The 15,013-nt window shown below is 42.3% G+C and carries 13 protein-coding genes; all 13 read left to right on the plus strand.

All coding sequences use genetic code 11. The features are described from left to right. Positions 1-32 precede the first annotated feature (32 nt). Positions 33-590, plus strand: coding sequence for a FimV/HubP family polar landmark protein (locus tag IEY42_RS14930; RefSeq protein ID WP_229780092.1), 558 nt, complete (start codon positions 33-35; stop codon positions 588-590). A gap of 259 nt (positions 591-849) precedes the next feature. Further along, on the plus strand, positions 850-2,139 hold the full coding sequence (locus IEY42_RS14935; RefSeq protein WP_188925991.1) for a FimV/HubP family polar landmark protein: 1,290 nt from the start codon (positions 850-852) through the stop codon (positions 2,137-2,139). 364 nt (positions 2,140-2,503) lie between these two features. Then, complete coding sequence (gene rpmE, locus IEY42_RS14940) at positions 2,504-2,716, plus strand: 50S ribosomal protein L31 (RefSeq protein WP_188925992.1); 213 nt, start codon at positions 2,504-2,506, stop codon at positions 2,714-2,716. A gap of 462 nt (positions 2,717-3,178) precedes the next feature. Next, a complete protein-coding gene (locus IEY42_RS14945) occupies positions 3,179-4,426 on the plus strand; it encodes a malic enzyme-like NAD(P)-binding protein (protein ID WP_188925993.1) in 1,248 nt (415 codons plus the stop codon). Between the two features lie 197 nt (positions 4,427-4,623). Beyond that, the gene (gene csrD, locus IEY42_RS14950) at positions 4,624-6,531 is read left to right on the plus strand and encodes an RNase E specificity factor CsrD (protein ID WP_188925994.1); all 1,908 of its coding nucleotides are present in this window, start codon (positions 4,624-4,626) and stop codon (positions 6,529-6,531) included. 307 nt (positions 6,532-6,838) lie between these two features. Next, positions 6,839-7,720, plus strand: coding sequence for a biogenesis protein MshI (locus IEY42_RS14955; protein WP_188925995.1), 882 nt, complete (start codon positions 6,839-6,841; stop codon positions 7,718-7,720). After that, positions 7,717-8,337: a PilN family protein gene (locus IEY42_RS14960; RefSeq protein WP_188925996.1), complete on the plus strand. Its 621-nt coding sequence runs from the start codon at positions 7,717-7,719 to the stop codon at positions 8,335-8,337. Before IEY42_RS14955 ends, IEY42_RS14960 begins: the two co-directional genes overlap by 4 nt. Continuing rightward, on the plus strand, positions 8,334-8,990 hold the full coding sequence (locus tag IEY42_RS14965) for an MSHA biogenesis protein MshJ (protein ID WP_188925997.1): 657 nt from the start codon (positions 8,334-8,336) through the stop codon (positions 8,988-8,990). Before IEY42_RS14960 ends, IEY42_RS14965 begins: the two co-directional genes overlap by 4 nt. Positions 8,991-8,994: 4 nt before the next feature. Beyond that, positions 8,995-9,303, plus strand: coding sequence for a SctD/MshK family protein (locus IEY42_RS14970; protein ID WP_188926028.1), 309 nt, complete (start codon positions 8,995-8,997; stop codon positions 9,301-9,303). A 13-nt stretch (positions 9,304-9,316) separates the two neighbouring features. Next, positions 9,317-10,975, plus strand: coding sequence for a pilus (MSHA type) biogenesis protein MshL (mshL, locus tag IEY42_RS14975; protein WP_188925998.1), 1,659 nt, complete (start codon positions 9,317-9,319; stop codon positions 10,973-10,975). Between the two features lie 29 nt (positions 10,976-11,004). Next, a complete protein-coding gene (locus tag IEY42_RS14980) occupies positions 11,005-11,940 on the plus strand; it encodes an ExeA family protein (protein WP_188925999.1) in 936 nt (311 codons plus the stop codon). Further along, positions 11,940-13,256 carry a tetratricopeptide repeat protein gene (locus IEY42_RS14985; protein ID WP_188926000.1) on the plus strand — a complete coding sequence of 439 codons (1,317 nt, stop codon included), beginning with the start codon at positions 11,940-11,942 and terminating at the stop codon, positions 13,254-13,256. Before IEY42_RS14980 ends, IEY42_RS14985 begins: the two co-directional genes overlap by 1 nt. Beyond that, on the plus strand, positions 13,253-15,013 hold the full coding sequence (locus tag IEY42_RS14990; RefSeq protein WP_188926001.1) for a GspE/PulE family protein: 1,761 nt from the start codon (positions 13,253-13,255) through the stop codon (positions 15,011-15,013). Before IEY42_RS14985 ends, IEY42_RS14990 begins: the two co-directional genes overlap by 4 nt.

Raw genomic sequence — 15,013 nt, forward strand, 5'->3', positions numbered from 1 at the left:
AGATGTATTAAGAGCTGGTTTTGCTAGCTTGATTGAAATTTAAGCATTCATGCGGTCGCCCTGGTGGTCAGCATATCATTACCGATACTCAGGCCCAATTAGTGGTGACATTAAACCGTCCTGATGGAGCTGTTTTATTAGCCGTGTTGGCATTGTTTGACGCGCCTTTGTCATTTAATAGCGCTCAGTTAGCAAAAGCGCCAACAACATCAATGCCATCGGTTATTGCCAATAAACCTTCACCTACACGCGTGGGTGCAACGAGCGATAATACTGAGCAAGTTGATGTCGCCAACGAACCCACTTTACGACATCAAATACCTGTAAATTGCCGACTAATAAAAGAGGATTCAGATACCCTGTGGCGTATTGCGGAGCGTTATAAAGGGCAATGGGACACCAGCGTTTATGGTGCGATGTTAGCGATTTTTGAAGCGAATATGCTGGCATTCTCAAAACAGAAGATTCATTTACTACTTAAAAATGCACCATTGAACTGTCCGTCACCGGAAATATTGGCCCAATACGATAATAAAATAGTCGATAAAAAAGTGTTTCAAGTCATCGAAGCTAAACATGCCGCTCATTAGAACTATATGCGATTAAGTGTGACAAAGTTAAATAAAGCTTGAGTAATTACTCAGGTATGTCAGTAATTGGTTGCAGCAATGAATGTTAATTTATATAGTTGTTTGCTTTAATACTGGTTGCTTAGAAAAAATAAAGTTAGTGCATAAATAACGCAACAATATTAAATAGATAATTACAAACAATAATAAAGAATATAATAAATGGATTTTCAGCGTTATAGACGCTGTCTTAAAGCTTTGCTAAGTGAAGGATGATTGGATGAAAGGCGTAAAGTTGCTAGTCATATTGGCATTCATGGCGGTAGGGCAGGTTTCAGCTGTCGTTGCTGAAGTCAGCCATATAAGTATAGATACTGCAGCTTTTGAACGTGGGAAATTACCTACGCTAACGGTCAATGTAGTAACCGAACATCATGATTTATCTAGATTAACTTTTTATTTGCGTCAAATATATCAAGATAATATCGTATTAGAAAAATTAGACGTAGAACGCCAGGGTAACGACGTATTTGTACTCAATGGCAAGGAGCAACTTCGCGATCCTGACGCTGCGCTCATTGTGTCTGAGTATCGAAATGCCAAGTGGCAACAATATTCACCCGTTCCGCTATTTAGCCCAGTCTTACAAGTGAGTAATCACCACCCTGTCGCAATCAAAAAAATGAAGTTACCTTCATCTTCGATTCCAGCTTCTACAACTTCAGTCAGTCGAGTTGTCGACTCCACTCCAGTATTAGCCCAAACCCAAGAGTTGCTAGAAGGGTGTAATATTCTTAAGCAACCAGATGACTCGTTATGGAAAATTGCGGTTAGGTATCGTAAGCAATGGAACTCTAATATTTACGGAGCAATGTTGGCATTGTACGAGTCTAATCCTCAAGCTTTTTATCAAGGCAACATTAGCATGTTGCAATTAGACAGTTCGCTACGTTGTCCACCTGCAGATATATTGGTTAAGTACCAAAATGTTAAGGCCGACAGAGTGACCTTTGATAAATTAGTGGCCAGCCAACAAGGTAAAACAACTGCGGTTGTCGCCAAGACACCGAGCCTACCTACAGTAATCACAGACACCACAGACAGTGTATTAGCATCAACCACTGAGGTAAAGCCTGCATTGTTAGCCAGTACTCAAGAGATTGCGCCAGTTGAAAAAAGCACTCCAATAGCCATTGCCGATAACATTGCAGAGAGCATTGTTGATACCAGTATCGATACAAACGTGGTTGTAAACGCTGATGAAATGGCCGGCACCGTCGATGAGATGTCACTGAGTGACTCATCGTTATGTGTTATTGATAAACGTCCTGAAGATAATTTATGGCGCGTTGCAGTGCGTAATCAAAAACAATTGCACACTAATGTTTATGGCACCATGTTGGCGATTTTTGATGCCAATCCGCAAGCATTCGCGAATAATAAGATTTATTTGTTAATGGCTGATAGTGCTCTAGTTTGCCCGTCAGAGGCTATCTTGCAGCAGTACCAAGATGCGACAAAAGACAGGTTAACTTATGAAGCATTTGAGCAACAGCAAAGACAACCCTAAAGCTCAATCAAAGTTTACTTAACCTGAGTTCGGGATGAGGGGGTGAAATTATGTTGTTTAAAATCAACATGTTACCTATTATCGCTTTCAAGCTTGTCAATTTGTTCTGCTAACAAGGCCAATTGACGCGTCAATAGCTAGCCTATTGCAAGTCGATTCAACGTAGTTAGCAAGGCAAAGGGCTGTTTGAAAGGCGTTTAGTATCCCAAGCTCGGGTTAATTATAGTAATGCTTATAAATTCTACTTGTCTGAACTGAACCGACACTGTATTATCTCGCGCCTAAAACATATTGTTATTAACTGCATGTGGTGTCCAACTTCGGGTTGTGATAGCGACATGGCCTTCAATTTAAGGTACTCCAAATGAAAACTGGTATTCACCCAAATTACGCTGAAATCACTGCAACTTGTACTTGTGGTAACGTTATCAAAGTAAATTCAACTGTAGGTAAAGACTTACACTTGGACGTATGTGGTGCATGTCACCCATTCTACACTGGCACTCAGAAAGTTGTTGACACTGGTGGTCGTATCGACAAGTTCAACAAGCGTTTTGGTATGCTTGGCAAGAAGTAATTGCACTGCAATTGACTTCAAAAGGCGCCTTTGGCGCCTTTTTTGTTTTTAGTCGCCATTGGCGATACTCCGGTCGGTGTCAGCACAACCGCTCAATTGATTTTTTAATAGTGAAAACTTATTTTTTTGCTGTAAACAATTAAAAAAAGCCTCAATGTTTCTTTATTGTTATTTAAGCAAAATAAATAACAAATAACGTGGCGAAAACGCTTTATGAGCGGTAAATCTTGTTATTTTCCTACATTTTTAACTCTTTGATTTATATATATTCATGTTCGCTTAATTTGAATAACAAAACTTAGCCCCATTTACAGCGCCCAACACATCCTATGGTTGAGTTTTTGATTTCTATCGACCCTGTAATAGCGTATCGTTACAAAACTTTCGGTGACTTAGCATAATCAATGGTATTTGAGGTGTGAGTCACAATTTTACTACATAGCGTATTTCAGGAAATATAAAATGTCGGATATTCGTCAACAAGCACTCGATTATCATGAATTCCCAGTACCAGGTAAAACGGCTGTGTGCCTGACTAAACCTGCTCAATCTAGCCATGACCTTGCACTCGCCTATAGCCCGGGAGTTGCAGAGCCGGTGAGAGAGATTGCTTCTAATCCTGAAAACGCTTATCGCTATACTAATAAAGGTAACACTGTTGCTGTCATTACTAACGGTACCGCCATTTTAGGCTTGGGTAATTTAGGCCCTTTGGCATCAAAACCCGTTATGGAAGGTAAGTCACTTTTGTTTAAACGCTTTGCCAATATTGACTCAATCGATATCGAAGTTAAGCACCGCACTACTGAAGATTTCATCAATACCGTGGAAGCCATCGCCGACACATTTGGGGGGATTAATTTAGAAGATATTAAAGCACCTGAATGCTTTGAAATTGAGCGAGAATTAATTAAACGCTGTAACATCCCTGTGTTTCATGATGATCAGCATGGCACTGCCATTGTGACCGCTGCGGGTATGATCAATGCATTAGAAATCCAAGGCAAAAAAATTGATGAAGCAGTATTTGTATGTTTAGGTGCCGGGGCTGCTGCGATTGCATGCATGAGCATGTTTGTGAAGTGTGGTGCCCTGCGCGAAAATGTTTATATGCTCGACAGACAAGGGGTTATTCATACTCGCCGTGAAGATTTAAATGAATACAAAGCATTGTTTGCTAACAATACAGACAAGCGCACTTTACAAGATGTGATTAAAGACGCTGATGTGTTTTTAGGTTTGTCGGGTGCAGATTTATTAACTGCGGATGATATTGCATTAATGGCACCTAATCCGGTTATTTTTGCTTGCTCAAACCCCGACCCTGAAATTAAACCTGAATTAGCTCACGCTATTCGTAATGATCTGATTATGGGAACAGGCCGAAGCGATTACCCAAATCAGGTGAATAACGTATTGTGTTTCCCGTTTATTTTTAGAGGCGCATTAGATGTGCGTGCTCAAGTGATTAACGATGAAATGAAATTAGCAGCGGTATATGCCATTGCCAATTTAGCTAAAGAGCCGGTACCTGCAGAGGTATTAGCGGCGTATCCTAAAGTGAGCTCTATGAGCTTCGGTGCAGAGTATGTGTTGCCTAAACCCATGGACCCAAGGTTATTGCCTAATGTCGCTCGCGCAGTATCGCAAGCCGCAATTGACTCAGGTGTAGCCAAAATCACCACGTTACCGACAGAATATAACGTGTAAAGTTTTCTGATATATTGACGATGTAATACAAAGGGGCTTAAGCCCCTTTGTATTATCTAACGATTGGCGACGGGTAATAAATAATGTGATTGGGTTTGTAGATAAACGATTAGTGAACTTATAGAGCACAATCGTTATACTGATACGGATTTAATTGAGCTAGAACATAATAATAAATCCAGCAGGATAGCGGATAAATGCAACTCACTAAGATCCTTACAAAAAAACTCACAAGCTTTTGGTTATTGTCGTTAGCTGCCGTCGCGTTTGTGTTTCTTCTGAGCGCAGTGATGAGTTTTATCCAGCTCACTTACAGCTTTCAGCAGCAAAAAGTGACCGAATTAGAAACCATGTTGGTCGCGCATCATAAGCAACATGGTAATAGTCAGTTTGCCACCTGGTTGCCGCCTTTATTGTCAGCTTATAATGCCGTCGATTTTACATTGACTCACGATAAACAAGTTATATATCAACTTCATAAAGACAATCCTATTCTGCCCAAGAGCAGTTTAACCCTATATCAACGTCAGTTGGGTCATGGTTTAAGTTTGTCGTTAACCTTGCCTGCGCCATTTGCTCTGTATCATTTAGGTTGGTCAGAAGTCATTATTTTGCTTATTGGCTTTATTGCTATTGGCCTGTTTGTGCGTTTCGGCCATCGTTGGTATTCGCGTGAACTCGATGGCATTGAACAGCTTGCTCAGCGCAGCAAGTTAATTTTAGAGGGTAATCTAACCCAAGCTGCGCAGGTGCCAACCAATGGCAAACCTCGTTTGATTAACCGGGCGTTGACTAAACTCCTTACCGATTTAGATGACGCCCATAAAGAACGCGGTCGCTTAGACCAATTTATTCGTAAAGACACATTTTTAGATAAACAAACTCAAATTGGCAACGGTATCTTTTTTCAAAACCGCCTAGATGCATTAAGTCATAATCAAAAAATGATTGCCCATGGGGTGCTTATGTTGATTGAGTTTGACGATGTTGACTTAGTTGAAGATAAATTGGGTGAGAGCGATTTAACCGCGATGCTAACCCTAACAACAGAAGCCATCACCGCGGTACTCGCACAATACGAAGACAGTATTTTTGCCAGAAGAAGTTACCAGCAATTGGTGATAGTGGTGCCTCAGCTCTCGTTAGCCGAGGCGGATCAGTTGGCGCAGCGAGTGCTGAAAGCCTGCTTGGCCTTACCTTTTTATGGCATAGGTAATCCAGAAAACTTTTTACACCTAGGGAGTGCATTTTTTAAAGCCGGAGATTTGCAGGTGCAATTGATCGATGAGGCCGAAATGGCCCTTCGTGCAGCGCAGTTACAGCAGGTTAACAACTGGTTTATGTATGATAAGGGAGCCGTTGATGAAGAGATTGCAAAAGGCTCAGTTCGTTGGCGAAGCTTTTTAGAAAATGCGCTTGTCAGCAAACGTTTTTTTACCTTACAGCAGGCGGTGGTAGACAGTGATAACAGCATTTTGCATTATGAGGTTTTCAGCCGTGCTCGTGACCATCAAGGCAAGGATGTACGTGCCACTTTATTTATCCCAATGGCAAACAAGTGTGGCTTAATGCCACAGATAGAACGGCAAATACTCGAACAAGTGTTATTTACCCTAATGCCAAAAAATGATGCCACCTATTGTATTAATCTCAGTTTAGACACTTTAGTGAGCCGCGCTTTTGTGCGCTGGCTACAGTCAACTCTGTTAGAGCACCGACCGCTAGCGGCGCGACTTATTTTTGAAGTGTCCGAAGACATTATCGTGAAACATCAAAAAAACCTGGCTTTAGTGAAATCACTCGATATGTTACGCAAAATGGGGGCAAAGCTCGCTGTGGATCATGTCGGTCAACATGTAGTTGGCACCCATTATATTCAAGAGTTCCACTTCGATTTAGTTAAGTTGCATCGTTCAATTGTTCGCCAAGTACATCAACGCTCAGAGAATCAATTATTTATTCGAAGCTTAATTGGTGGGCTCTACCGGGCTGAAGTGAAGGTCATTGCTGAAGGTGTGGAGAGTTTTGAGGAATGGCAAACCTTAAAGATTTTAGGGGTAAGTGCTGCTCAAGGTGAGTATTTAGCCCAAATTACAGAGGCGTAAGCTTGAAAAATAGCCTATTTACGTGGTTTTGAGTGAATAGCCCTTGTTTGCGAAGCAATTGCATTCTATTTTAACGAGGTATGCTATATTGTAATTGCTAACAAAATTAAAACATTAGCCGTGTGTTGTATCAGGAGCCTAATCTTGGCAACGATCCGGCTAAAAAGTCATAAAATTAAACGGGGCAATACTAACAAGTATCTTTATTAATGGTTTTTTTGAGGCTAAACAGACTTATTTGTTTCTTCATCATATTTAAAGCCAATAACCTAAAATAGTGATCACTTTAGTGTGCATGGGACGCGTAATGAGCAATGGTTTTTTGAGTAAATTGGCCTTTTGGCAATCATCCCAAACAGCAGGAGATGTTGGTGTATTTATTACCGACAATGCCTTGTGGGTTTGTTATGACGAAACTGCCGAGTCGACTCAAGTTGTTAAACAAATACCCATAATCAAACATGATTGGAAGCAAGCATTTGAGGAGCTTAAAGCTCTGTGTGGCAAAGCTAGCTTACAACTCGTACTGTCTTTTTCGCACTACCAAATGTTACAAGCCGACAAACCTAATGTTGAATCGTCTGAAATTGCCCAGGCATTAATTTGGGCAGTGAAAGACATGGTGTCAGAGCCGGTCGCCAATATCCACTTAGACTATTTTGAATCAAGTCTCATCCCTAGCGCTAAAGTCAGTGTTGTTGTTACCAGTCATGATTTACTGATGCAATTGGTTGCGGCATGCGAAGCGAGTGGTTTCAGCATTGCAGGGATCACAGTCGAAGAGTTAGTGCTGCGTCATATATTGCCTAATGACAGCATGGCACATATGCTCGTTGCACATGCCCCACAAGAAGAGTTGCTACTCATGGCGGTTAAAGCGGGAGAGGTGTTAATGCAGCGCCGTGTCCGTGGCTTTAACCAACTGAACAAGGCAACATTCCAAGAGTTACAAAACAGCATTGCTGATAACTTAAGCTTAGAGATCCAACGTTCAATGGACTATTTTGAAAGTCAGCTACGCCAGGCGCCTGTGGCTTCAATTACGATTGCCTCTGATGGTGACAGCCCGTCGCTAGCCAAGTTAGTGGCTGCTAATTTTAATCAAACAGTAAACGCAGTCAATCATGATGGGGTTAGCGGTTTATTAGCTCAGTTAGCGTTGCAAGAAATAGCGCGAGGTGAAGCGTGATCAAAACCAGCATAAATTTATACAGCGCCGACTTATTACCACAAAAGCAGCGATTGACGTTATCACGCTTAATGCAGGTGTTAGTGTTGTTGGTTGTTGTCAGTATTGGTTTTTATGGTTTTGGTTTATGGCAACAAAGCGAGTTACAGACTTTACAGCAACAAGCTAACAATAAAAAAGCTCAATTAAATGCTGAAAAAAAGCAATTAGAAGCTCAAATTGCTGCACGTAAACCCAATACCGCCTTAGCCGACCAAGTCGAATTAGAAGAACAACGTTTAGCACTTAAACAGCGTTTAAAAGATGAGCTGAGTCAGCGTAAAAACTTAATTAGCCAAGGTTACTCCCCTTTATTAACGGACTTAGCTGCAGTGGCTGACGCCAATGTATGGTTGAGTCATATTAGTATTGAACAACAAGATAATGCTCCACAACGCATTCAATTTGAAGGGTTTGGTCGCACACCGCAAAGCATTCCATTATGGATTGATAAGCTAAAAAATACCGCTACCTTAAAAGGATATGCTTTTTCGGCAATGAGCATGGACCGCGGTAATACCCAGCCATTAATGTTCAAACTTACGAGTAAACCTTCAGATATGGAGCCCTCACAATGAAGCAAAAATGGGCAATCTGGTCAGAAAAATTTAACCAACTCAGCCAGCGCGAACGGTTATTAATCTCTCTTGCCAGTGTCGTGGTGATTGGAATGCTGCTGTATTTACCATTAGAGTCAATTTGGAAACAACAGCAATCGACACAAAATCAATTGAATGGATTACAGCAAGAAAACGACATATCACTGCAACAGATAGACTTATACCAACAACGTTTGCAGCTTGACCCAGACAAAGATTACCAACAACGTTTGCAGTTAGTCAGCGAACAAATGTCAGCTATTGATGCCGAATTAGACGCGCAAATGGTTGATATGGTGCCAGCGGATTATATGCCAATGGTGCTCGCTAATTTACTGGGTAATGTAAAAGGTGTGACCCTGCAATCTTTTGCTTCTATCGCGCCGACCCCGTTATTAAATATGGGCGATAATAGCCAGGTTAACTTATATAGCCATGGTATTAAGCTGGTTTTACAAGGTGATTATTTTGCTATTTTAGATTTTGTTTCTGCCGTAGAAAACATGCCCGATAAACTGTATTGGAAGCGCATGGATTATCGTGTCGAGACTCACCCAAAAGCGTTAGTTGAATTAGAACTTTACACACTTAGTGTGAATAAGGACTTTATTAGTGTTGCTAAACAGAATTAACTCTATGGCATTGGCTTTTATTGCAACGAGTCTATTGGTCGTGGCGAGCGTGAATGCGCAAAGCTTGCGTGACCCAACATTACCGGGTCAAGGGTATGCCGTTGCGACTACGCCCCAAAACATCACTCAACAAAGCTTGATGCTCAACAGTATTGTGAATGGTCAGCATGCTTATGCCGTTATCAACAACAAAATTGTGGCTGTGGGTGATACTGTCAACAATGGATTAACCGTATCTTCAATCGGTCAGGATAATGTAACTTTGTCAGATGGCAGAAAGCTTCAGCTTTTTCAGTCGATAACAGAGCGATAGGATTAGAATAAAAATGAAAGTAATTAAATATGTTACCCCTCTGATGTCACTGTGCTTGATTGCTTGTCAAACGACAGATAGACCTGAACCACAAAACGCTAAATCCACATTGTCGGAATCAATCCAACAATCGCAAACTAATGCCAATACAACGCCACCGCCAGCAACGATGCCTGCAGCAGTTCAGCGTGAGTTAAATAGTAATAATGTATTAGGGTCAGCAAGAGCATTACCAGCAGAGCGCCGTTTTGATGTGTCAGCTAATGATGTTGAAGCCAGAGTGTTTTTCCCGAGTCTTGTAAAAGATTCACCGCTTAGTGTTGCCGTTCATCCGGATGTCACTGGCACGATTTCATTATCGTTAAAAGCGGTTACTTTGTCTGAAGCGTTACAGGTTGTAGAAGACATTTATGGCTATGAAGTCAGCCGTCAAGGGCGGATTTTAAGAGTGTTCCCCTCAGGCATGCGCACTGAAACCATCCCGTTAAACTACCTGTATATGCAACGCGAAGGCTTGTCGTTAACGTCAGTAAGCTCTGGCCGTATTTCGGATGATAATGACAACTCAAATAGCAGCAGTAGTAATAGCAATAATAGCTCTAGCAGTAGTACGAGTAGCAGTAATAACAATTCAAGTAATAATGAAAAGACCAACGGTACTTTTATCAGTTCAACCACTAAAACGGATTTTTGGGGTGAGCTGCAATCAACATTAGTGTCAATTATTGGTGATACAGGAGGCGGGCGTCAGGTGGTTGTTACTCCTCAGGCCGGGTTAGTGACGATTCGGGCTTACCCTAATGAATTACGCCAGGTTCGCAGTTTTTTGAAAACGGCAGAAAGTCATTTACAACGCCAAGTGATCCTAGAGGCAAAAATTTTAGAAGTCACTTTATCTGATGATTATCAACAAGGTATTCAGTGGGAAAACGTCTTAGGTCATGTGGGTAACACGGATATTGATTTTAGCACCTCAGCAGGACAAGGTTTAAATAATACCATTTCATCGATTATTGGCGGAGTAACGTCAATCAATTTTCAAGGTACAGACTTTAGTACCATGATTAACTTGCTCGATACGCAAGGTGATGTCGATGTCTTGTCTAGTCCACGTGTCACCGCGTCTAATAACCAAAAAGCGGTCATTAAAGTCGGTACTGATGAGTATTTTGTGACTGATGTGTCGACAACGACAGTGTCTTCTACCACAACCGTAACGACTCCAGATGTCGAGTTGACTCCGTTTTTCTCAGGTATTGCGCTTGATGTAACTCCACAAATTGATGAAAACGGCAATGTGCTTTTGCATGTTCATCCGTCGGTGATCGATGTTGAAGAACAAACCAAAACCATTGAAATCAGTGATTCAACATTAGAGCTGCCTCTCGCGCAAAGTGAAATTCGCGAGTCTGATACCATTATTCGTGCAGCATCGGGTGATGTCGTTGTTATTGGTGGTTTAATGAAGAGTGAAAACATTGAAACCGAATCGAAAGTGCCTTTATTGGGTGATATTCCATTTTTAGGACAAGCATTCACCAGCCGCACTAAGTCAAAGCAAAAAACAGAATTAATCATTTTACTTAAGCCTACAGTGGTTGGCGCGAATACATGGCGAGATGAGTTAAAGCGTTCACAAGAATTAATTGAGCGTTGGTACCCATCTAACTAATGATGGCCAATAACGGAACTTAATTCATTATGTATTTGCAGCACTTTGGCATGGGGCAGTTACCATTTACGCTTACCCCTAACACAAGCTTCTTTTTTGGGTTAGCCCCCCATGTAGAAGCTTTGCAGGTGTTGCAAACCGCTTTAGAAACGGGCGAAGGTTTTATTAAGGTGACTGGCGAGGTAGGCACAGGTAAAACATTAATATGTCGCAAACTACTTAATGATTTACCTGCTCAATATCATTGTGCCTACTTGCCTAACCCCTATTTGTCTCCAAAAGAATTACGTTTTGCTGTGGCAGGTGAATTAGGGCTAAATTTACCTAATAAAATCGATCAACAGCAATTAACACGACTGATCCATGAGCGGTTGCTGGAGCTAAATCATCAAGGGTTTCATGTCTTGTTAGTGCTGGATGAAGCGCAAGCATTACCCGACGACAGTATTGAAGCATTACGGTTATTTACCAACTTAGAAACCGAAAGCCGTAAGCTGTTGCAAGTGGTGTTATTTGGTCAGCAAGAGCTAGATGAGCGATTGGCTCAAGCTAAATTTAGGCAGCTACGCCAGCGAATTACCTTTAGTTACCATTTACGGCCATTGAGTTGGGATGAAATTCAGGCCTATATTCAATATCGATTGGTCACTGCGGATTATCAAGGCCCTCAGTTATTTAGCGTGAGCGATATTAAGTTGTTGGCGAAAGCGGCTAGAGGGATCCCTCGGCTGGTAAATATCTTGGCTCACAAAAGTTTATTGTTGTGTTATGGCGAAGGCGCTCAAAAAGTGCAAACCAAGCATTGTCGTGCAGCCATAAGAGATACTGAAGATATAAATTTAACTGAACGGTCAGGCTTTTCACGTTCAAGCATGCTAGTTATTATCATGTTATTAGTACTCATGCTAACGATAGGATTAACGGATGTCAGCGGTGATTGGTTAACATGGATAAGTGAGCATTAATGAGTGTGATAATAAAAATGCTGCGCGATTTAGAGCAGCGCCAACAACCAGGGGCTGATAAACCAGGGCCTGACAATGCACCTTCTCAGCCGAAGGGTGAGTTTGTTCGTCCGCAAGTTCAATATTATCCTACCGAAAAATCTCGTTTGCCTTTAATTGCTACTGTGGTGTGCGTGCTTTTATGCATCCCAGCCATTTGGTATGGGGTGTCAATGTATCAACAAACTGCGCCCACAGCAGAATCGTCATTGATGGCTAGTAATGCAGATGAGCCATTAACAATAACCGACGACACAACAACTCAAATTACTCGCGACGTTGAGCCACAAAGCACTGATGTCCAACCCAGCAATAACACTACGTTACTCGCCAAGCAACAATCGAGCTTGAGTGATAATGCTGAGCCCGATATTGCTTCACCACGTGCAGAAGGTACTTCTGCAGTTGATGCATCTTCAACAGCAGCGCTAGCGCCAGCAACGGCCTCTATTCAGGCTCAAGAACCCATTGAGCAAACAACCAGTACCGATGATGCCGAGCTCACGTTAGCGGTAACAAGCCAACCCGCTACAGAAGATGTTGTTCAGGTTGCCAAGGTGGTTGAAACACCTATCGTGGCGAAAGACACGCCTACGGTTCAACCGGTAGCCTCGTCGGTTAACGCCCCTCAACCTAACTCTAAAATAGCGCAAACCTCATCTTCAAATGCTATGACGGTAAAAGAAGTGGTGATAAGCAAAGCCGAGATGGCGCAGTTACAATATCGCAAGGCAACCGATGCTGAAAATGCACAACGGTTAGAAGAAGCCGCCAGTTTTTATTTAGAAGCCATTATTTTACAGCCGAGCTTACACAAAGCGCGTAAGCAACTGGTGGCGATTTATTACGGACAAAACAACACCACAACCGCTATGCGCTTGTTAGAAAGTGGTATTAGTATGTTTCCGCAAGAGTGGGAGTTTTATGTGATTTTGTCGCGACTTCAAACTGAAACAAAATCCTTTGACAGTGCCCAAACAACCTTAGCGATGATCCCCGACAATTCTAGTTGGGCGCGTGACAAGTGGGTCGCGCAAACTGAATTAGCCCAAAATACACAAGATTTTGTGTTAGCTGAACAAGCGTATCGTCAATTATTACAAGCCGAATCGACCCAAGCACGCTGGTGGATGGGCCTGGGTTATGCATTAGATTCCCAACAAAAATATATTCCAGCGGCTCAGGCTTATCGCTCTGCATTAAGTTATGAAGGATTATCAACCTCAGCGATGGACTTTATTGAAAACAGATTGGCTCAACTAGGAGAAACACGATGAAACCTAAATTGAAGATGCGCTTAGGTGACCTTCTAGTACAAGAGTTGATTATTAGCGAAACGCAATTACAACAAGCACTGACCGAACAACGTAATAGTGGTAAAAAACTGGGTCGTACGTTAATCGACTTAAAATACATTACCGAAGTTCAACTGCTTAAGTTTTTGTCTCAGCAGTTAAATTTACCTTATTTGGACATTAGTCGTCGGCCAATCCCTGCCGAAGTGGTTAATATTTTACCTGAGGTGCAAGCACGCCGTTATCGTGCCTTAGTGGTTGAAAGCGGTCCTGACCATGTGCTGATTGCCATGAGTGACCCTGCTGATTTGCAAGCCATTGATAATTTAGAAATCTTGGTCGCTCCTAAGCAATTGATGCTTGCGGTGGCGCCCGAGCAACAATTATTAGATGCGTTTGATAACTTATATCGCCGTACAGGACAAATTGCTGAAATTGCCGGCAAGCTTGAAGAAGAATATGCCGCTGATGACATGTTCGACCTTAATGGCTTAACAGAAGGCGACAGTGATAATGAAACCACGGTGGTTAAGTTATTACAGTCTATTTTTGAAGATGCGGTGCAAATGCGTGCGTCGGATATTCATATCGAGCCGGGTGAAAAAGTATTGCGTATTCGTCAGCGTATTGATGGTCAGTTGCACGAAAATACCCTTGGTGAAGTCAATATTGCTGCCGCCCTGGTATTGCGCCTCAAGTTAATGGCTGGTTTAGATATTTCTGAAAAACGTATGCCGCAAGATGGCCGTTTTCATATTGAAATTAAAGGTCATAAAATCGATGTGCGTATGTCGACCATGCCCATTTACCATGGCGAATCAGTGGTAATGCGTTTGTTAGACCAAACCACAGGGCTGCGCACCTTAGATGAAACCGGTATGCCACCGCATATTGTGGCGCGGATCCGTAAACAAATTAAGCGCCCTCACGGAATGTTATTGGTGACCGGGCCAACGGGTAGCGGTAAAACCACAACGCTGTACGGTATTCTTAGCGAGTTAAACACGCCCGACAGAAAGATCATTACCGTTGAAGACCCGGTGGAATATCAATTACCGCGTATTAACCAGGTGCAAGTTAATCATAAAATTGGTTTAAACTTTTCCAATGTGTTGCGTACCACTTTGCGTCAAGATCCCGATATCATCATGGTGGGTGAGATGCGTGACCAAGAAACGGTTGAAATTGGTTTACGAGGTGCGTTAACCGGTCACTTTGTGTTATCAACACTGCATACTAATGACGCGGTAACCAGTGCTTTGAGATTACTCGACATGGGAGCTGCCAGCTATTTAGTTGCCAGCGCACTTAGAGTGATTATTGCGCAGCGATTGGTTCGCCGTGTATGTCAAAACTGCGCCGTGGCGTACCAGCCTAATGCATCAGAGCGCAGCTGGCTTGAGAGTGTGACCAAAAAAGACATGACAACTGCGACCTTTAAAGTGGGCAGTGGTTGTCAAACCTGTAATGGTTCTGGTTATCGTGGCCGAATTGGTATTTTTGAAATATTAGAGCTCGATGAAAACATGATCGACGCCATGCGTACCGGTAATCCGCAAGACTTTGCCCGCGCCGCATTGCGCAGCCCAAACTTTATTCCGTTAGCGCAGTCGGCCATGGAGTATTTATTTCAAGGCACTACCACGTTAGAAGAAGTCGCCAAATTAGTTGAAGATGTCAGCGAGTCAGCTGTTGCTTTATCAGTTGATATTACTAGTCAATCAGGCCTTGGGGCATAA

Origin of the sequence: Shewanella algicola (assembly GCF_014648035.1) — a bacterium.
In the GTDB taxonomy this organism is placed as follows: Bacteria; Pseudomonadota; Gammaproteobacteria; order Enterobacterales; family Shewanellaceae; genus Shewanella; species Shewanella algicola.